Annotated in this window: 16 protein-coding genes; 12 read left to right on the top strand and 4 right to left on the bottom strand. The window is 42.4% G+C overall.

Translation table 11 applies throughout. The features are described 5' to 3' along the window. Complete coding sequence (gene fdhD, locus M1E96_RS20670) at positions 1 to 831, bottom strand: formate dehydrogenase accessory sulfurtransferase FdhD (protein WP_070929846.1); 831 nt, start codon at positions 829 to 831, stop codon at positions 1 to 3. 181 nt (positions 832 to 1,012) lie between these two features. Between fdhD and fdnG the strand changes: the two genes are divergently transcribed. From fdnG to M1E96_RS20625, 9 genes are all read left to right on the top strand, one after another. Then, positions 1,013 to 4,060, top strand: a complete 3,048-nt coding sequence (fdnG, locus tag M1E96_RS20665; RefSeq protein ID WP_139158723.1) for a formate dehydrogenase-N subunit alpha — start codon at positions 1,013 to 1,015, stop codon at positions 4,058 to 4,060. Positions 4,061 to 4,071: 11 nt separating this feature from the next. Beyond that, positions 4,072 to 5,016 (top strand): formate dehydrogenase subunit beta, encoded by a 945-nt coding sequence (gene fdxH, locus M1E96_RS20660; RefSeq protein WP_070929849.1) that lies wholly within the window; start codon positions 4,072 to 4,074, stop codon positions 5,014 to 5,016. Further along, complete coding sequence (fdoI, locus tag M1E96_RS20655) at positions 5,013 to 5,663, top strand: formate dehydrogenase cytochrome b556 subunit (RefSeq protein WP_070929850.1); 651 nt, start codon at positions 5,013 to 5,015, stop codon at positions 5,661 to 5,663. The genes fdxH and fdoI overlap by 4 nt, the downstream gene beginning before the upstream one ends. 807 nt (positions 5,664 to 6,470) lie before the next feature. After that, complete coding sequence (gene frc, locus M1E96_RS20650) at positions 6,471 to 7,721, top strand: formyl-CoA transferase (RefSeq protein ID WP_070929851.1); 1,251 nt, start codon at positions 6,471 to 6,473, stop codon at positions 7,719 to 7,721. A gap of 62 nt (positions 7,722 to 7,783) precedes the next feature. Continuing rightward, positions 7,784 to 9,487 (top strand): oxalyl-CoA decarboxylase, encoded by a 1,704-nt coding sequence (gene oxc / locus M1E96_RS20645; protein WP_337979683.1) that lies wholly within the window; start codon positions 7,784 to 7,786, stop codon positions 9,485 to 9,487. A gap of 98 nt (positions 9,488 to 9,585) precedes the next feature. Further along, entirely contained in the window at positions 9,586 to 10,530 is a 945-nt protein-coding gene (gene yfdV / locus M1E96_RS20640) for a transporter YfdV (protein WP_139158727.1), read from the top strand. 58 nt (positions 10,531 to 10,588) lie between these two features. Beyond that, entirely contained in the window at positions 10,589 to 11,845 is a 1,257-nt protein-coding gene (gene frc / locus M1E96_RS20635) for a formyl-CoA transferase (RefSeq protein ID WP_070929854.1), read from the top strand. Positions 11,846 to 12,053: 208 nt separating this feature from the next. Further along, the gene (locus M1E96_RS20630; RefSeq protein ID WP_070929855.1) at positions 12,054 to 13,787 is read left to right on the top strand and encodes a nitrilase-related carbon-nitrogen hydrolase; all 1,734 of its coding nucleotides are present in this window, start codon (positions 12,054 to 12,056) and stop codon (positions 13,785 to 13,787) included. A 160-nt stretch (positions 13,788 to 13,947) separates the two neighbouring features. Next, positions 13,948 to 14,664: a YoaK family protein gene (locus M1E96_RS20625; RefSeq protein ID WP_070929856.1), complete on the top strand. Its 717-nt coding sequence runs from the start codon at positions 13,948 to 13,950 to the stop codon at positions 14,662 to 14,664. Between the two features lie 102 nt (positions 14,665 to 14,766). Here M1E96_RS20625 and M1E96_RS20620 read toward each other — a convergent pair whose 3' ends face one another. The 3 genes from M1E96_RS20620 to M1E96_RS20610 are packed head-to-tail and all read right to left on the bottom strand — an operon-like array spanning position 14,767 to position 16,592. After that, a complete protein-coding gene (locus M1E96_RS20620) occupies positions 14,767 to 15,246 on the bottom strand; it encodes an Hcp family type VI secretion system effector (RefSeq protein WP_319068075.1) in 480 nt (159 codons plus the stop codon). Between the two features lie 48 nt (positions 15,247 to 15,294). Next, positions 15,295 to 15,687, bottom strand: a complete 393-nt coding sequence (locus tag M1E96_RS20615; RefSeq protein ID WP_070929858.1) for a DUF1240 domain-containing protein — start codon at positions 15,685 to 15,687, stop codon at positions 15,295 to 15,297. Positions 15,688 to 15,689: 2 nt separating this feature from the next. Next, complete coding sequence (locus M1E96_RS20610) at positions 15,690 to 16,592, bottom strand: hypothetical protein (RefSeq protein ID WP_337979681.1); 903 nt, start codon at positions 16,590 to 16,592, stop codon at positions 15,690 to 15,692. 550 nt (positions 16,593 to 17,142) lie between these two features. Between M1E96_RS20610 and fdhE the strand changes: the two genes are divergently transcribed. From fdhE to selB, 3 genes are read left to right on the top strand one after another with little or no spacing between them, the layout of a single operon-like run. After that, complete coding sequence (fdhE, locus tag M1E96_RS20605; protein WP_070929860.1) at positions 17,143 to 18,078, top strand: formate dehydrogenase accessory protein FdhE; 936 nt, start codon at positions 17,143 to 17,145, stop codon at positions 18,076 to 18,078. Positions 18,079 to 18,101: 23 nt separating this feature from the next. Continuing rightward, positions 18,102 to 19,496 carry an L-seryl-tRNA(Sec) selenium transferase gene (selA, locus tag M1E96_RS20600; RefSeq protein ID WP_070929861.1) on the top strand — a complete coding sequence of 465 codons (1,395 nt, stop codon included), beginning with the start codon at positions 18,102 to 18,104 and terminating at the stop codon, positions 19,494 to 19,496. Further along, a complete protein-coding gene (gene selB, locus M1E96_RS20595) occupies positions 19,493 to 21,361 on the top strand; it encodes a selenocysteine-specific translation elongation factor (RefSeq protein ID WP_337979680.1) in 1,869 nt (622 codons plus the stop codon). The genes selA and selB overlap by 4 nt, the downstream gene beginning before the upstream one ends. Positions 21,362 to 21,416: the final 55 nt, after the last annotated feature.

The following is a 21,416-nucleotide window of genomic DNA, read 5'->3' as shown; positions in this document are numbered from 1 at the left end:
TTAATCAATTATCCGACTTGAATGTGTGAATACGGTGGCTTTTCCTTGGCGGCAAAAGCCCACCAATGTGAGGTTTGATTTTTCAGCCACTTCAATTGCCAGTGAGGTAGCCGCAGAAACTGCAAATAATATTTCTGCGCCGCAGCTTGCCGCTTTTTGCACCATCTCATAACTTGCACGACTAGAAACTAATACGGCGCCTTGCTGCCAGTTTTGGCGATGCTTCATGCCTAATAGTTTATCAAGTGCCACATGACGGCCGACATCTTCACAGCCGCCAACTAATTCGCCTGTGGGGGAAATCCATGCGGCGGCATGGGTACAGCCGGTAATAGCACCGATTTCTTGAACTTTTTTTAATTCTGTTAAAGCATGGTCAAGGTAGCTGAGTGAAAATGTTTGGGTAAAAGGCAACGGCATAATAGGTTTGAAAATTTCATCGAGCTGCTCTGTCCCGCAGATACCACAACCTGTTCTGCCTGCAAGATTGCGTCTGCGCTCTTTCAAACCCATAAAACGGCGGCTGGATAATTCGATATGAATTTCAATACCACGATGACAACCTTGGACAATATCAATCCCGCGAATTTCTTGCCCTGACTGTATGATCCCTTCGGATAATGAAAAGCCAACCGCAAAATCCTGTAAATCTTTTGGTGTTGCCATCATTACGACATGGGATATACCGTTATAGACCAATGCGACAGGTAATTCTTCTGCAACCCAGTCATTGACAGGCTGTTGAAGGTTGCCTTTTTGTTGCACGCTTGTGTGATTTGCACCAATCATTTTGAGAGATTTTGACTGTTTCGTGTTATTTGTTTCATGCATTAGATGAATTCCTAGCACTAATGATACATAATATTCATTATGGGTAAAAAGAATTTACACCATTCTCAGGCAATGAACCTGAATACGATACGGAAGACGTTGAATAAGAACAGTTTACCTGAGTATTGATATTTAAGATATTCAGTAGGTAAACAAGAGCAATGTAAATGAGGAGATCCCCATGCAAGTCAGCAGAAGGCAGTTCTTTAAGATCTGCGCTGGCGGTATGGCTGGTACAACGGCAGCGGCGCTGGGTTTTGCACCCTCAACTGCGTTAGCGTCGACACGTCAGTATAAATTACTGCGTGCGAAAGAAACCCGAAATACCTGCACATACTGCTCTGTCGGCTGTGGGCTGTTAATGTACAGCCTAGGTGATGGAGCGAAGAATGCAAAAGAAAGCATTTTTCATATCGAAGGAGACCCGGATCATCCGGTAAACCGCGGCGCACTCTGCCCGAAAGGTGCAGGACTTATCGATTTCATTCACAGTGAAAGTCGACTCAAATACCCTGAAGTACGCGAACCAGGTACTAACGAATGGAAACGCATCACTTGGAACGAAGCGTTTGATCGCATCGCTAAGCTGATGAAAGAAGACCGTGATGCTAACTTTATTAAACAAAATGAAGATGGTGTAACGGTTAACCGCTGGCTGACCACGGGTATGCTATGTGCATCAGCAGCGAGTAATGAAACCGGTTTTGTAACCCAAAAATTTAGTCGCGCCCTCGGCATGCTTGCCGTGGATAACCAAGCGCGTGTCTGACACGGACCAACGGTAGCAAGTCTTGCTCCAACATTTGGTCGCGGTGCGATGACCAACCACTGGGTTGATATTAAAAATGCCAACCTTGTAGTCGTTATGGGTGGTAATGCGGCAGAAGCGCATCCAGTTGGTTTCCGCTGGGCGATGGAAGCTAAAATCCATAATAAAGCTAAATTGATTGTTATTGATCCACGCTTTACCCGTACAGCGGCGGTGGCGGATTTCTACACGCCTATCCGTTCAGGGACTGATATTGCCTTTTTATCAGGTGTGATCAAATACCTACTGGATAACAAAAAAATCCAGCAGGAATACGTCGAAGCTTATACCAACGCTAGCCTTATTATCCGTGAAGATTACGGTTTTGATGATGGTCTATTTACAGGCTACGATGCTGAAAAACGTCAGTACGATAAAACCACGTGGAACTACGAGATGGATGAGAATGGCTTCGCATTACGCGATCCAACTTTGACTCACCCTCGTTGCGTGTTGAATCTACTGAAAGAACACGTTAGCCGTTATACGCCAGAAGTGGTGAATAACATCTGTGGTACGCCAATTGAAGACTTCCTACAAGTCTGTGAGTACATTGCAGAAACGAGTGCTAAAGACAAAACGGCATCATTCCTTTATGCACTTGGCTGGACGCAACATACCATTGGTGCGCAAAACATCCGTACTATGGCAATGATCCAGTTACTGCTTGGTAATATGGGGATGCTAGGTGGCGGTGTGAACGCACTGCGTGGCCACTCGAATATTCAAGGTCTGACCGACTTAGGTTTGCTATCACAAAGCTTACCGGGTTATATGACCCTACCATCGGATAAACAAACCACACTTGAAAGTTATTTAGCGGCCAATACACCGAAAATGACCCAACCAGGTCAGGTGAACTATTGGGGCAATTACCCGAAATTTTTCGTCAGCATGATGAAAACTTTCTATGGTGATAAAGCGCAGAAAGAAAATAACTGGGGCTTTGACTGGTTGCCTAAATGGGATCAGGGATACGATGTGTTGCGTTACTTCGAAATGATGGATAAAGGTGAAGTGAATGGCTATATCTGCCAAGGCTTTAACCCATTAGCCTCATTCCCGAATAAAAACAAAGTGGCAAAATCACTGTCTAAGCTGAAATTCTTGATCACGATTGACCCACTGAATACGGAAACGGCTAACTTCTGGCAAAACCATGGTGAGATAAACGAAGTGGATCCTGCTGAGATCCAAACTACGGTTTTCCGCCTACCATCATGCTGCTTTGCAGAAGAAAATGGTTCGATTGTTAACTCAGCACGTTGGTTGCAATGGCACTGGAAAGGTGCGGATGCCCCAGGTGAAGCCATCAGTGATGGTGAAATTCTGTCTGGTATCTATCATCGTATACGTCAGCTGTATGAAACAGAGGGTGGAGAAACGCCAGAGCCAGTTCTAAACATGACATGGAACTATCTCGACCGTGATAATCCAACACCGGAAGAAGTTGCCCAAGAAAGCAATGGTTATGCTTTAGTCGATCTGAAAGACGCTGATGGCAATGTCATTGTGAAGAAAGGCGAACTGTTGAGCTCATTTGCTCAATTACGTGATGATGGTACAACATCAAGTGGTTGTTGGATCTTTACTGGTAGCTGGACACCGAAAGGTAACCAGATGGCTCGTCGTGATAACTCTGACCCAACAGGTCTGGGTAACACACTTGGCTGGGCGTGGGCATGGCCATTGAACCGTCGTGTTATCTATAACCGTGCATCTGCTGACCCAATGGGTAAACCATGGGATCCGCGTCGCCAAATCCTTGAATGGGATGGTAGCAAGTGGATTGGTATGGATGTACCTGACTATAGCAACGCTCCTCCGGGTAGTGGTGTTCATCCGTTCATCATGCAACCTGAAGGTATGGGTCGCTTGTTTGCACTGGATAAAATGGCTGAAGGTCCATTCCCTGAACACTATGAACCGATAGAAACACCGCTTGATACTAACCCATTGCATCCAAATGTGGTTTCTAACCCTGCGGCGCGCGTGTTTAAAGATGACTGGGCGCAAATGGGTAAAGCGACAGAATTCCCTTATGTGGGAACAACTTATCGCTTAACGGAACATTTCCACTATTGGACAAAACACGCATTGTTGAATGCCATTATTCAGCCTCAGCAATTTATCGAAATCGGTGATCGCTTAGCGGCAGAAAAAGGCATTAAACAAGGTGATATGGTGAAGGTCAGCTCTAAACGTGGCTACATTAAAGCGAAAGCGGTGGTCACAAAACGTATTCATACGTTGAAAGTCGACGGTAAAGATATTGATACCATTGGTATCCCTATCCACTGGGGCTTTGAAGGTTTAGCAGTGAAAGGCTTTATTGCTAACACACTGACACCATATGTGGGTGATGCCAACACGCAAACGCCTGAGTTTAAGTCATTCCTTGTGAATGTGGAAAAGGTGTAAGGAGATAAATTATGTCAATGCAATCACAGGACATTATTCGTCGTTCCGCCACCAATTCCCTGACGCCCCCAGCGCAAGTACGGGACTATAAGGAAGAAGTGGCGAAGCTGATCGACGTAACAACGTGTATCGGCTGTAAAGCGTGTCAGGTTGCCTGTTCTGAATGGAACGATATTCGTGACAAGATCGGTACAAACGTTGGGGTTTATGATAACCCAACTGATTTAACCGCTAAGTCATGGACTGTCATGCGTTTCTCTGAAGTGGAAGAAAATGGCAAGTTCGAGTGGCTGATCCGTAAAGACGGCTGCATGCACTGCTATGATCCCGGCTGCTTAAAAGCTTGCCCATCAGAAGGCGCAATTGTTCAGTACAAAAACGGTATTGTTGACTTCCAATCAGAGCATTGTATTGGTTGTGGTTATTGTATTGCGGGTTGTCCGTTCAACGTGCCACGTATCAACCAAGAAGATAACCGTGCATACAAGTGTACGCTGTGTGTCGATAGGGTTGAAGTTGGTCAAGAGCCTGCGTGCGTGAAAACCTGCCCAACAGGGGCTATCCACTTTGGTACTAAAGAGGATATGACAGCGCTGGCAACTGATCGTGTGACTGAACTGAAAACACGCGGTTACAACAACGCGGGTCTGTATGATCCTGAAGGCGTTGGTGGTACACACGTGATGTATGTTCTACATCACGCTGATAAGCCTCAGTTGTATCATGGCTTGCCAGAAAACCCAACCATTAGCCCGACAGTCACTTTCTGGAAAGGTATCTGGAAGCCGTTAGCAGCGGTTGGTTTTGCTGCAACTTTTGCGGCGGCCATCTTCCACTATGTGGGTATTGGTCCGAACCGCGTCTCCAAGAAGGAAGAAGAAGAGGCTCTGAAAGATATTCAGAACTCAACGACTTCTGAGACTTCAAAGTCAGTTGAAGGGGAGGATCAAAAATGATACCGCAGGATAATGAAAAAATTATTCGCCATAAGCCGATTGAAAGGATCAATCACTGGGCGGTTGTGATTTGCTTTTTGTTCACTGCCATTAGTGGGTTGGGGTTTTTCTTCCCATCACTCAACTGGTTTATGAACATTTTGGGTACACCACAACTGGCTAGGATCCTGCATCCATTTGTCGGTACGGCGATGTTCCTGTTGTTTATCTTTATGTTTTTCCGTTATTTTCACCATAACTTTATCAATAAAGAAGATATTAAGTGGGCGAAAAATATCGGTAAAGTCCTGAAGAATGAAGAAGCAGGTGACGTTGGGCAATATAACCTTGGTCAGAAAGGGGTGTATTGGGTGGTGACTATCTGTTTACTGCTGTTGGCGGTAAGTGGTGTGATCATGTGGCGTCCTTACTTCGCTGACTTTTTCTCTATCCCAATTTACCGTGCAGCGATTATGGTGCACTCTCTGTCTGCGATTGCGTTAATCATCATGATTGTGGTGCATGCTTATGCCGCAATTTGGGTGAAAGGCTCAGTTCGCGCGATGGTTGAAGGTTGGGTAACACGTGGCTGGGCGAAGAAACATCATCCACGTTGGTATCGTGAAATCGTCGAAAAAGAAAAACAGCAGCAACAAGAGAAGAACTAAATTCTTTAATTGTTAACTAGTTATCAACCCACAGGCAATATTGCTTGTGGGTTTTTTAATATTCATTACGCGGCATTCTTCACGTTGTCGTATTTTTTGTTAAGGTATGCTGATTTCAGGTTCACGAGTGACTCATTACACCTAGTAATTCGTTTAATTATCACTTGGCTGTGCCTAGAATATAATGCAATAAAGATATATAAAATCATTTTATTATTACTTAATTATAATAATTAATTTTCTGGAGTCGATTTGGCATAGTCCTTTTACGAGGTAATTACGGAATATTGTTGTGTTTAACTTCAAATAAATAATATTTGAATGCTATTCAATAATAATGTGTTTATTGTTGAGTATAATTTAAATATCCATCATTTAAAGATGCTCCTTAAATTACGTTATTTTGATTTATAAGGGTATTTTTTTTTGCTATTGATCGTTTATAGATGCTCATATTATGGCATTTTAAAAGGATGGTTTAAATAAGACTTTCTTAATTGGATTTTAAATTATCATATCAGAACAATCAATAATGCCATTTTTAGAATAATTCAATAGCAGTATGCTCGATTAGTGAATGAATAAAATATTAATAACCTATAAATATTACTAGATTAGAATAATTAAATAATTGAACTTCAATATATTAGCTTTCTAGACATTAAGTGAGATATTTATTATAACGGTGTAAATCATTATTTTTTAATAAGAAATATTCTAATAAAAATTATCCTTTTTGAAATGACGTTCACCGCAGCTAAATAAATATTCAATTCCATTTACGACAGCTAAATAATGAGGTAATTCATGGATCTTCCTTTACAAGGTATCAAAGTACTCGATTTCACCGGTGTACAGTCAGGGCCATCTTGTACCCAAATGTTAGCGTGGTTCGGTGCTGATGTAATTAAAATTGAACGCCCCGGTGTGGGGGATGTCACCCGTAATCAGCTAAGAGATATTCCTGATGCAGATGCGCTTTATTTTACCATGCTGAACAGCAATAAGCGCTCTGTTGAATTGAATACTAAAACACCAGAAGGCAAGGAAGTCATGGAACGTTTGATCAAGCAAGCCGATGTGCTGGTTGAAAACTTCCATCCAGGTGCTATCGACCATATGGGGTTTACTTGGGAACATATTCAAGAACTTAACCCACGCTTGATTTTTGGCTCGATTAAAGGATTTGATGAAAATTCACCTTATGCAGATGTTAAGGCCTATGAAAACGTTGCTCAGGCTGCGGGGGGGGCGGCTTCAACGACAGGTTTTTGGGATGGCCCACCATTAGTCAGTGCGGCAGCTCTTGGTGACAGTAATACCGGTATGCATTTGCTGATTGGTTTATTGGCCGCGTTATTACATCGTGAAAAAACCGGTAAAGGGCAACGCGTGACCATGTCGATGCAAGACGCGGTATTGAATCTTTGCCGAGTCAAATTACGTGACCAACAACGTTTAGAAAAAGTGGGTTATCTCGAAGAGTACCCGCAATATCCAAACGGTAAATTTGGTGATGCAGTGCCTCGTGGTGGTAACGCTGGCGGCGGCGGTCAACCGGGCTGGATCCTAAAATGTAAAGGCTGGGAAACTGACCCGAACGCTTACATTTATTTCACTATTCAAGAGCAAGACTGGGAACAAACTTGTGTGGCGATCGGCAAGCCTGAGTGGGCAACGGATCCCGCATACAGCACTCCACAAGCTCGTCAGCCACATATCTTTGATATTTTTGCTGAAATTGAAAAATTCTTAGCGGATAAAGACAAACACGAAGCCGTTGAGTATTTGAGCAAATATGGTGTGCCTTGTGCACCTGTACTAAGTATGCGTGAGATTGCACGTGATCAGTCATTGCGTGATAGCGGTAGTATTGTGGAAGTTGAGCAGCCAAAACGTGGTACTTACCTCACTGTGGGCTGCCCAATGAAGTTTTCTTCATTTACCCCTGAAATTAAGAGTGCACCGTTGTTAGGTGAACATACAGATGAAGTATTAACTGAATTGGGTTATAGCGCAGAGCAAATTGCATCTATGCGTACTAATAAAGCAATTTAATTCTCTATTAGGGAGCTTTATTTAAGCTCCCTCCACACGATTTACATTTTTATGAGGTGGACATGTCGACCGATCAAACACAAAACTTGACCGATGGAATGCATATTATCGTTGATGCACTGAAAAAGAATGGCATCGACACAATTTATGGTGTTGTGGGGATCCCTGTCACCGATATGGCGCGTCACGCGCAGGCAGAAGGCATCCGCTATATTGGCTTTCGTCATGAACAATCAGCGGGTAACGCAGCAGCTATTAGCGGTTATTTAACCCAAAAACCTGGTATTTGTTTAACAGTATCTGCCCCCGGCTTTTTAAATGGTATGGTGGCGTTAGCCAATGCGACGACTAACGGTTTTCCAATGATCCAAATTAGTGGTTCTAGCGATAGAGCCATTATCGACCTGCAACAAGGCGATTATGAAGAGCTGGATCAAATGAATACCGCGAAACCTTTTGTTAAGGCGTCATATCGAGTGAATAAACCAGAAGACCTCGGTATTGCTTTAGCTCGCGCTATTCGTGCTTCTATTTCAGGTCGTCCGGGAGGCGTGTACCTTGATTTAACCACAGAAGTACTTGCAGCTGTAATGGATAAAGATGAAGCAGATAAAACTATCTTTACTGTGGAAGATCCTGCACCTCGTCAGTTACCAGCACCCGAATCAGTCGATAAAGCCCTTAAATTATTGGCGGCGGCAAAACGCCCGTTGATTATTTTAGGTAAAGGTGCGGCTTACGCACAAGCAGATGAAAGTATTCGTCAATTTATTGAAACAACAGGTATTCCTTATTTACCAATGTCAATGGCGAAAGGGCTATTACCTGATGATCATCCACAATCAGCGGCAGCTGCACGCTCTCATGCATTATCAAATGCAGACGTGGTAGTGCTCATGGGAGCACGTCTGAATTGGCTGCTCGATCATGGTAAAGGTAAGCATTGGTCAACAGAAACACAATTTATTCAGTTAGATATCGAGCCAACAGAGATTGATAGCAACCGTCCAATTGCCGCGCCTATTGTTGGTGACATCTATTCAAGTATTGAAGCGTTACTTGCTGGCTTGAAATCAACCCCAGTTAAGTCCCCGAATGACTGGATGGCGGGTATCGATGATATCAAAAAAGTGAATAGCGAAAAAATGGCCGCTAAGCTGAATACTGATACTTCACCATTGAATTATTTCAATGCGCTGCGTGCTATTCGTGATGTGCTGGTCGATCACAAAGATGTGTATGTTGTGAACGAAGGGGCAAACACCCTCGATAATGGACGAAATATCATCGATATGTATAAACCACGTCAGCGTTTAGACTGTGGTACTTGGGGTGTGATGGGAATTGGTATGGGCTACGCAGTGGGCGCAGCGGTAACCAGTGGCAAACCTGTAGTCGCAATTGAAGGTGATAGTGCGTTTGGCTTTAGTGGCATGGAAATTGAAACTATTTGCCGTTATAAGCTGCCAGTAACTATCTTGATTTTCAATAATGGCGGTATTTACCGTGGTGATGGCGTTAACTTGCATGGTGACAGTGACCCATGTCCAACCGTGTTCATGAAGGGCGCTCGTTATGACAAGATGATCGAGGCTTTCGGCGGTATTGGTTATAACGCAACCACACCTGATGAAATCCAACAGGCTTTAAAAGCAGGCCTTACTTCGGGCCAACCAACATTGATTAATGTGGTGATTGACCCTGCGGTAGGCACTGAAAGTGGTCACATAGGTAATTTAAATCCTAAATCGGTTGTCAAAAACTAAACAACCTTTTCAATTAAATAAAAACGTAATGCCACTTAGTTAATAAGTGGCATTAGGACGCTTTTTGCCCAAAAAAGGTGAGTCTAATGACGGATTTTATGTTCAAGATATTTATGAGCGATTTATTGCCCATAATTATCATTATGGTATTAGGGTACGTGAGTGGTCGACGTAACGTATTTACTAATGACCAAGCAAAAGCATTTAATAAACTAGTATTAAACTACGCATTACCGGCGGCATTATTTGTTTCATTAGTTCGTGCAAATCGCGACATGATTTTTGCTGACATGAAACTTACGATTATTTCATTAGTTGTTCTGCTGCTGTGTTTCTTTTTCACATTCTTTAGCTGTAAAAAATTCTTTAAACATTCGCGCCCAGAAGCCGCAGTTTGTGCCTTAATTGCTGGTTCACCAACGATTGGTTTTCTTGGCTTCGCAGTCTTAGATCCTATTTATGGTGATACGGTTTCTACCGGCCTAGTGGTTGCGATTATTTCAATTATCGTTAACGCAATTACTATCCCAATAGGCCTATTTCTACTTAACCCAGGCAGCGCTAATGGGCAAAAAGGCGGCGGTGGTATGAGTGCGCTTATTTCTGCCTTTAAAGAACCCGTTGTTTGGTCACCAATATTAGCGACCGTTTTAGTCCTCGTCGGAATTAAAATTCCTGATGTTTGGGATCCAACATTCGACTTAATTGCTAAAGCGAACTCTGGGGTGGCGGTATTCGCAGCAGGACTGACATTGGCAGCAAATAAATTCGAATTCGATGGTGAGATTATTTATAACACCATGCTGAAGCTGATTTTAATGCCAGGTTTAATGTTAATTGCTGGACTATTATTCCATATGGAATCGACACAATTACAAATGATGGTATTAGCCGGTGCGCTTCCACCTGCATTCTCAGGAACCATTATTGCGAGCCGATTTAATGTGTATACCCGAACAGGAACCGCATCATTAGCGGTCAGTGTGATGGGTTTCATTATTGCGGCGCCATTGTGGATTTATATCGCACGTTTAGTCGCATAAATCGGCCGATGTGAAGCATTTAATAAGTTTCATATCGCCAGCAAATTAAGGAGTGATTATGGCTTTTCCTCTTCCATTAGATGGTATTCGAGTACTGGATTTTACTGGCGTTCAATCAGGGCCATCTTGTACCCAAATGTTAGCGTGGTTCGGTGCTGACGTCATAAAAATTGAGCGACCGGGTATTGGTGATGTGACACGCAGTCAACTTAGAGATATTCCAGATGTAGATGCGCTTTATTTCACCATGCTGAACAGTAATAAACGTTCCTTAGAACTGAATACCAAAACGCCGGAAGGCAAAGAGGTGATGGAAAAGCTGATCCGCCAAGCCGATGTACTGGTTGAAAACTTCCATCCGGGGGCGATTGATCATATGGGGTTTACGTGGGAAATCATTCAGCAACTTAACCCGCGACTGATTTTTGGCTCGATTAAAGGGTTTAATGAAAATTCACCTTATGCAGATGTCAAAGCGTATGAAAATGTGGCACAAGCAGCGGGTGGTTCAGCATCGACAACGGGTTTCCCTGATGGTCCACCTGTTGTGAGTTCGGCTGCTTTAGGGGATAGCAATACAGGTATGCACCTACTGATTGGTCTACTGGCTGCATTATTACAACGAGAAAAAACGGGTAAAGGGCAACGCGTGACCATGTCAATGCAAGACGCGGTATTGAATCTTTGCCGCGTTAAATTACGCGACCAACAACGACTCGAAAAGTTGGGGTTTTTAGAAGAGTACCCGCAATATCCTAATGGAACTTTTGGTGATGCCGTTCCACGTGGTGGTAATGCAAGTGGAGGTGGACAACCGGGTACGATGCTGAAATGCAAAGGCAGTGATACCGACCCCAATGCTTATATTTATTTTATTAACCAAGATCATAATTGGGAAAATACCTGTGATGCAATTGGTAAACCTGAATGGAAAACGGATCCTGCTTTTGTCACGACAGAAGCAAGAGCTAGCCATATCCAAGATGTTTGGGATGCCATCGAAGAAATTGCTAAAGATAAAGATAAGCATGAATTAACCGACTATTTCGATCAGTTCGGTGTGCCATGTTCCGCAGTATTAAGTATGAAAGAGTTAGTTGATGATCCCTCTTTACGAGGCAGTGGGTCCATTGTTGAAGTCGAACAACCATTACGTGGGCATTATTTGACTGTCGGCTGTCCAATGAAGTTTTCATCGTTTACGCCTGAAATTAAAAGTGCGCCACTTTTGGGGGAACATAATAATGAAATACTTAAAGAGCTGGGTTATAGCGATCAACAAATAGCAAATATGAAAGATAAAAAAGTTATTTAATTATATTCGACATATTTCTAATTGCAGGTTTTTAGTTAAGGTAGGGAGCTGTATTCCGTTGTGCTCCCAGCCTACCTGCAACACGAATTATTATCGAGTATAAAGATTATTAAATAACCCAATCAGACACATCAATATCTTATCAATAATAATGATGAGCGGGTTTTGCTCATCCATTATTTGCCTATTTATATTAAGGGTTAATAATATGGACAATGTAATAATTAAAAAAAGCAGTAAAGTTGCCGCTGTTGATTTTGTCCCTGCTTGGGGAGATTTAGATGGCAATATTCGTCGCTTAGCTGAGGCGGCGGAAAAAGTTGCAGAGCAAGGGGTCGACTATGCGGTATTCCCTGAAACGGCAGTGAGCGGCTATTTATTTTCTGATTCTGCGGAATTGGCACCTTATCTCGACACCATACCCGGCAAAACAACGGCAGCGATCTTACCGATACTCGCACGTACGGGTATGTATATGAGCGTTGGTATTGCTGAACGCGATACGGATACTGGATTAGCCTATAACTCAGCGGTATTGATGGGTCCAGAAGGTATTATTGGTAAATATCGTAAAATAGGTTTGAACTCCCAAGACCAAAAAGTGTTTGCGCCGGGTAATACAGGAGTGAAAACGTTTAATACGCCAATTGGCCGTATTGCATTATTAATTTGTTACGATGATACCTATTGGCAATATGTACGTTTGGCAGCGTTAGAAGGCGCGCAAATCATTGGTTGGCACTCAGTTTCTGACCGTATGATGCCGAATGCGACGCCTGCTGAGATGCTAGGGGATCACTCCACGGTTGCTCATGTGCAGCATATGAGTGCATTTAATGGTGCATGGGTCGTTTGTGCAACACGCAGTGGTATTGAAACCAATCCAATTACTCATGGGCAACTGTACTATAACGGTGGTTCAAGTGTATGGGCGCCTTCGGGTCATAAAGTGGCACAATCGCCAGTTTTAAGCCCGCTTGAATTAGAGCCAGGCTTGAACGGTATTTTCTGTGCAACTATCTCTCTTGATGAGGCCGACAAACAGCGAGAAGCATTGCTGGCAAAACGTCGCCCTGAATTGTATTTCCCGACATTGGCTTTCCACCGCAGCCCAACGGATATCAATGCAACGACCACAAAAGTGCAAACAACATTGATTGCAGCCCAATGGGATAAATCAACATCTAGTCTTGATACTGCCACCGTGGGTGAAAATGAGCTGTTGGTACTGCCTGAATTATCTGCATTGCCATACACCAATGATCCAAACGTTTTACTGACACATGCAGAGAAACAAGGCGGAACGTTTGAACAAACTATTACCAAGATCGCCGCCGCTGGTAAGGGATATGTCGTGGGTAGCTACCCTGAGATCGACGTCGATAAGTTATATCATACCGTTGTATTGGCAGGGCCTGCGGGAGAAATTTTAGCAAGATATCGTGTAACACATCTTAATGAACGCGATAAAGGCTGGGCGAGTGCGGGTAATGCAGTTAGCGTGACATCAACACCAATTGGGCGCATTGCATTAGCTGCGGCCCATGAATTAGAAGTTCCAGAACTCGGTGGCTTATACAGCACGTTACGTGCCGATATCATTGCAGCTCCAGCAGGGCTACCGAGTGATTTACGTGTTGAAATCGAAAGCCATTTATTCTCTGTTGATAACCCACCGACTGGGCGTGCTGATTTTATACCCTATGCTATCGCGACGTTAAATCAGCTATGGGTGGTATGTGGCGGCCGACATGATCGTGATTTTACGTCAGCAGCAATTTATGGGCCAGAACCCGTAGTACTAACGCCAACCTTGACGGCTGAGCGTGATGCAGCGGATGTTAGGTTACAAGCACAAGTACCTGCCCCCTATACATGGATTAATCAAGAGCGCTTGATTAGTGGTCAGCAGGCGATTTGGTTTCCACCGTTAACAGCTTAATTTTAAAAATGATATTTGAAAAATACTCTCTGCCAATTCGCAGGGAGTATTTATTTTTTATATTCGTCATACTTCAAGTTGCAGGGGAGGTGACTACGCTACGCTCACTGACTACCTGTCACTTGAATTATTTAGAGATTTGCTTTTAGGTTAAATAATTATGACAACACCAACACCCAAAATCCCCTTTATGCAATTGCCAACAATTGCTTTTTTATTAGCCATTACATCAGGTATGTTAGATGGTTATGCTTTTTTCACCACTAAATCGTTTGCCACTTTCCAATCAGGCAACATCATTATGTTAGGCTATGAATTCGCCAAACATGGTTTAGCGGCAATTATTCCGTATATCATTACCATCTTTGCATTTGGTGCAGGGGCAATGCTATTGGCTTGGTTACGTTATAAATACAATACCAATGAAAAAACGTGGACATTCACGCTGTTATCATTAGAAATCATCCTAATTTTGTTGCTGATCGCTTATATTTATTTTTATAAAGTCGAGGCAAGCGGCTTCCATGCTGTGTGGGCCTTATCCTTTATTGCTGGTATGCAGGGTAATGCATTCCATAAAATTAACGGCATGCTATATGGTAATATTGCAGTGACTTTAAATGTGCAGTTAGGGTTTAGCTCATTAGCGGAATCTGTTGCTTTTAAAGGCCAAGAAAGAAGAGAAGCGCTGTATAAAAGCTATTGTTACTTTTTGACCCTATTTGGGTTTGCGGGTGGTGCTTTTATGATGGCTATGTTAGCAGATTACGCCAGAGAATATGCATTATTAGTAACGTTAATCCCATTATGCTTAATTTTTACCATGGGACGTCATTTCTCAAAAGAGAATAGCGGGTTATCTATCGATTCGAATTAAGTGAAATATAAAGAAGGTTGTTAATTTATTTTTTATTTTATTAACAGACTGGTGAGCCAGTCTGTTAATAAAATAAACAAGTGACTATATCGATGATAAGATTTACTTAACCATATCACTATTAATACTGTAGCTTGATGTATTTGCCATCAAATGACGCCTTGATATAGATTCATATTTCATTTGAATAAGTTGGTGTGGTATTGATTCATTATCTTTTATTGAGTCCGGGAATATATCTGAAATTTCAATCAATGAAACACCCGTAAGCTTAATCTCATAATATTTTTCAAGCTGCCCATGTCGGCTTGTGCGATAGAATATAAATATCGCCTCTAAAATCTCATTACTATCTAGTGAAACGGAAAGTAACGGAGAGGATTTATCGATTAATTTAGTAAACATGACAGGTTGATAAGCTGCATTTTGAACTCGAAATGAACCACTATTTAAGCTAATGACTTGAATTTCGTTTTCATGACCAATTTGATGACGGTTTCCGATTGAATCAATTGTTGAACATCCAGCAGATATCAAGCCTTGGTTTTTGCCCGTTAATGTTAAATAAATAGGTTCTGCCATAAAAATTCCTTTTCAATATAGAGTTATATACGGATTAATCATGAAATACTAATTGCATAAAGAGATTTCTTTTACATAAGTTGTCGGTGACATCCACGATATTTTATCACAGGTTTGGTATCCATCATTTTTAAGCACAACGTGGACAATCAAACCGATGGGCAGACCACTAACGATACCAGCAAATAATAAATACATTAAGTATTTAACTATTATTTTATTATATTTGGGGATCTTGTTGAATACCAGAGAAAATACACTACCACCGAGTACATAGAGTACGGATGGAAAACCTATCGCACACATAGCAATAGGCCCTGAAAATACAATAACATCTTTCATTTGAAATAATGATAAAGTATAACTGTATATCAATATGCTAATTAAAACACATATAATAAAAAGTAAACTACCCATTAATATCATCGCCCATTTAGGCATAATCACCCCTTAGGCCATATATGAAGCGCTTTATGTATATCAGCGGTAGGTTTAACTTCTCTCTTCCATTTTGTTTTTAATAGTTCAATCACTTTTTCACTAATTTGATATTTATTGTCTAAATATTCTAATCCAATAGCAACAGCAAACCCAACGACAAAAACAATTCCAGCAACTGCGATAATACTCCCTCCCAACAAAGCTGTACCAAGTAAGAAAGTACCTATCCCCCATGATGCTGCTGCTATTAAAGCCGTTTTTGCCATATCAACCGTGATATTGCCGAGAAAATCAGCAAAGGCATACTCATCTTTAAAAAACCATTCAAGTCCCCGATAAATAGCAGAAAAAACAAGACAAAAACGAATGCCATTAGCAATGCTCGCTTCTAATCCTTGTTGCCCGATCCCCATCGTTAGCATAGTTGGATGAGCTGCACCATATCGAGTCCCTGTTACTATTCGTCTTACACCTGCATAGCCTGATATGCGAATATATCGATTTCCATTAGGACCAACATACTCAGTTGCTGTAATTCCTAAGCGCCCAAATTCACGAATTAAAACATATAAATCAGGAGCGTCACGAAGGGTACCCGCATAAGGTGAAAAGGGATCAGTCACATTAAAGATTTTCATAAACGGGTTATTTCTTCGTTCTCGTTCTTTCAGTTTAGCTTCTCTATCATATGGATTTATAATTTCTGGGGGCTTAATATCATAGAGGATCCCAGTGGCTTCGTCTGTGGTAATCAAGGCATCATACTGGATATTACCATTTAAGGCTTCCGTAACACCAATTACATCAAAATACTCATGTTGTGGTTTTAATCGGTTAACACCAACATTACCTTTAAGGTAATCTCCCATGTACCCACTCCATGTTGGGTCGTATTTTTTCACCACAATTATTTTCCTTAAGCATAATTAAATTTAACTTAAGGTTAATTTAATTATATTAATAGATCAAAAAGTTTCGTTAGAGCAGGATAATTAACTTAAAAAAAGAGTAGATGACGTTAATTTTTCTCAGAAAATGAATAATTAGAGCAGTATAGTTGAGATTTATGAAATAGATCTATATTGCATAATCTATGTTAGGGAGTGACTTCATTAGCGTTATCTTACTTTACTCTTTTCCATCAGTATAAAAACAGAAACGGTTCGTCACCAAGGCAACAAAGTAGCTACTCAGCCACTTTTGTTTTATCCTGAGTAGTAGATAACAGCAATTTTTGCTGATATACCCGAAACTCTTCAAGTTGCAGTGTTGTTGACTACGTTCAGCTAGCCGAGTCATAGAGTTTATCTATGCTCCCCCGTCTATCTTCACTTGTCGCCTAACTGCAACTCGAATTATTTGGGGTATAAGCATAAAATACGCACAATAAATCCGAGGAAGTGGTTACCATGGCCTCGGACAAGTCGTTTAAAAAATTTAAAAGAGAGCAATGCGATGGGTATTCGTATCGTCCCTAAAGAAGATTTAGGACAAGAAAGATTAAAAGAAAAAGGGATTGGTTTTATCCCTCCTGTTCTATTCCCAAATTTAAAAAGTCTCTATCAACGACGCGCTGAACGATTAAAAGAACTGGCCGCGGGAGAGCATCCTTTTGCAGATTATCTTAAGTTTGCAGCGGAAGTGGCAATGGCACAACATAATGCGCAGCATGATCATCCCCTTGAGATTGATATGAGCGCAGTGTTAACACGTTCAATGGCAAGCAACAATCCACCATTAGATGCTAAAACCTTCCCTCGTACCAACCATTGGCATAGCATTTTACATGCCATCATTGCTGAATTATTGCCAGTCGTACCTGATTCAGCACGCCCTGCGTTAGAAAATCTCGACAAAGCGTCAGAGAGTGAACTGGAAGAAATGGCCACCGCGTTGTTAAGTGAGCAATTTGAAAAGGTGCCTTCCGATAAATCTATATTTGTTTGGGCGGCATTATCGGTTTATTGGGCGCAAATGGCAGCACAAATACCCGGTAAAGCACGTGCGGAACATGGCGATCATCGTCACTACTGCCCTGTTTGTAATAGCATGCCTGTATCGAGTGTTGTACAAATTGGTACATCACAAGGCTTGCGTTATTTGCACTGTAATTTATGTGAAACTGAGTGGCATATGGTGCGCGTAAAATGCAGCAACTGCGAACAAACTCGTGATCTTAATTATTGGTCGCTTGATGATGAAAATGCCGCAGTAAAAGCTGAAAGCTGTGGTGATTGCGGTAGTTATTTAAAAATTCTGTATCAAGAGAAAGAAGCGAAAGTCGAAGCCGTTGCTGATGATTTAGCCTCTATCATCCTAGATGCGCGCATGGAAGAAGAAGGTTTTGCTCGTAGTAGTATTAATCCATTTTTATTTCCTGGCGAAAAATAGTCACTAATAAGAGAGTAATCACGATGGCCGACGACTCTATTGCCGCCTTATATCGCCAGCTTCCCGCTATCGACAAACTACTTCAGCTTGATGAGGTACAAAACCTTGTTGTTGAGTCTGGGCACCACTGGGTGACTGAACAGTTACGTGATATGCAACAGCAAGCACGTGAATTTATCCAACAACATGAGCAATTACCTCAGTGGCATAATGATTGGGTGGCAGAATTAGTTAGGCGGCATGGGTTATTGCAAGAAAGCGCATTAAAACCAGTATTTAACTTAACAGGGACCGTGTTGCACACTAATCTCGGGCGTGCGGTAATGGCAGAGCCCGCGATTATGGCAGTGAATCAGGTGATGAGCTCTCCAATCACATTGGAGTATTCTCTTGATGGTGCAACGCGAGGGCATCGTGATCGCGCATTGGCAGATTTACTCTGTCAGCTCACCGGTGCGGAAGATGCTTGTATTGTGAATAACAATGCTGCTGCGGTGCTACTGTTATTAGCAACGGTAGCAAAAGGCCAGCAAGTCATTGTTTCTCGTGGTGAATTAGTGGAAATTGGCGGGGCATTCCGTGTTCCGGATGTGATGGCACAAGCAGGATGCCAATTAGTCGAAGTCGGCACAACTAATCGTACTCATCTACGTGACTATGCAAATGCTATCAATGATCAAACTGCATTATTGATGAAGGTGCATACCAGCAATTACAGTATTGAGGGCTTTACTGCTGAAGTGGAAGGTGAACAGCTGGCGGAGCTAGGTAGGCAACATCAGTTACCAACAGCCATTGATTTGGGTAGTGGTTCGATGGTGGATATGACTGCTTACGGTTTGCCCGCCGAACCTATGCCGCAAACTTATCTCGCACAAGGTGTCGATCTTGTTTCAATATCGGGAGATAAGTTACTGGGTGGCCCGCAAGCAGGGATCATACTCGGTAAGAAAAAGTGGATTGACGCAATTCAAAAACATCCTCTAAAACGTGCGTTACGTGCGGATAAAATGACGTTAGCAGCCTTAGAGGCTACATTAAAGCTCTATCTCACACCTGAAAAGTTGGTTACTGAACTGCCAACATTGCGTTGGTTGACACGCAGTGCCGATGAAATCAAGGTACGAGCAGAACGACTGATTGTTTCATTGCAAGCTTTTTATGGCGATAAATTTGTGGTTGAAATGGAACCCTGTCTCTCTCAAATAGGCAGTGGCTCATTGCCTGTAGATAGACTACCTAGCTATGCTGTGACTTTCACGCCATTTGATGGACGTGGAAACTCATTAGCCTTACTCGCTACACGTTGGCGTCAGTCTTCAAAACCAGTGATTGGGCGAATTAAAGACGGCAAATTATGGCTTGATCTACGGTGTTTAGACGATGAGCATGGATTGTTACAGGTGTTATTGTCATGATTTTTGCCACCGCAGGCCATGTCGATCATGGTAAAACTACATTAATTAAAGCTATTACAGGGGTGAATACTGCTCACTTACCTGAAGAAAAAAAACGTGGCATGACCATTGATTTAGGCTATGCCTATTGGCCTCAGCCCGATGGTAGCTCTATTGGTTTTATTGATGTTCCCGGCCACGAAAAATTTTTAGGTAATATGTTAGCTGGCGTGGGGGGGATTAATCATGCATTGCTTGTCGTTGCCTGTGATGATGGCGTTATGGCGCAAACGCGAGAGCATTTAGCGATTTTGCGTTTAGCGGGTTGCCAATGTGTGACGGCTGTTTTAACCAAAGCGGATCGCGTTGATGAACAGCGAGTAACAGAGGTCGCGCTTGATGTAGAAGCTGAACTACATCGCCAAGGCTGGTTCGATACCCCTTTATTTATTACTGCTGCAAATGAAGGCCGTAGCATCCCTGAATTACAGACGTATTTACAACAACTGCATCAGAAAACTGCCGATCATCAAAATCAACAGCAACGTTTTCGTCTCGCTATTGACCGTGTCTTTCATGTGAAAGGTGTGGGGATCGTGGTGACGGGCACCGCTTTAGCGGGCAAAGTTGCATTGAATGAACCGTTATGGCTAACGGGAGCCGATTCTGTAGTGCGTGTGAGAGGAATTCACCGGCAAAATCAACAATCTGAGTTCGCGCAAGCAGGCGATCGTGTTGCATTAAATCTTGCAGGGGATATTGATAAAACAAATATCACCCGAGGTGATTGGTTGTTGTCTGAGAAGCCTTTTGCTGCGGCGACAAGGGTGATTGTTGAATTAACGTGTGACTCGGTGATTAAACATTGGCAACCCGTGCACCTTTATCATGGCGCGAGTCATATTACAGGACGCGTTTCGTTGCTAACGGAGCAAGGAAAGGCGCCATTATTAGCCGAGCTGATCCTTGATACACCTTTGTGGCTGGTAGATGACGATAGGCTGATTCTTCGTGATATTAGCGCTCGTGAAACCCTTGCTTCGGCGCGAGTGATCCGCTTAGTTTCCCCTCGTCGAGGTAAAAGACAACCTGAATTTATTGAATGGTTACGCAGTCTGTGTGCAGCGAAAGATGAGCTGAGCCATTTAAAATTGCAGTTGCCCAATGGTGAATTAGATCTCAATGGTTATGGATGGTCTCGTCAATTAACGTCCTATGCTCTCGAAAATTTACTATCACAGGTTGAATTAGTTCGTGTAGGAAATTTGGCATTATCAGCATTTAAAGCGCAGGTTGCGAAAGAACGATTAGTGCAGATACTGGAAGACTTTCATGAAGTACACAGCGATCAAATTGGCGTCAGTAAAGCGCGTTTAAAAAGAATGGCGCTACCAACAATGAGTGAATCATTAGTATTTAAATTGATTAATGAACTGCTTATTGATGAACGTATTAAGCAAACTCGTGGCTGGTTACATATGCCACAGCATGGGTTAGTGTTTGACCGTGAGCAACAGCAAATTTGGCAGCAAGTTTCAGGGTTGTTTCCTCGGGCGGATTCATGGTGGGTACGTGATTTGGCCGCAGAAACTAAGCATGATGAGGGAGTCCTGCGTAGTGTAATGAAAAAAGCAGCGCAAATGGGACTGGTGACTGCGATTGTACGTGATCGCTATTATAGCCGTGAACAAATCGAGCAATTTGCTGAGCTGATTTTACATTATTGTATTGAGAAAGGTGCGATCACTGCTGCTGATTTTCGTAATGAACTGGGTGTTGGCCGTAAGCTTGCGATTCAAATACTGGAGTTTTTTGATAAGAGTGGTTTTACGCGGCGTAAAGGGGATGAGCACTTTTTGCGTGATAAAGATATTTTTATCGAATAGATTCAGTGCATAAATTAGTTTTGTAAAGGCATCTTTGCCGAATATATTTACCACA

Origin of the sequence: Providencia sp. PROV236 (genome assembly GCF_033676985.1) — a bacterium.
In the GTDB taxonomy this organism is placed as follows: Bacteria; Pseudomonadota; Gammaproteobacteria; order Enterobacterales; family Enterobacteriaceae; genus Providencia; species Providencia manganoxydans.
Note: the sequence above shows the minus strand (reverse complement) of the source record. Positions and strands in the feature narration are given on the sequence as shown.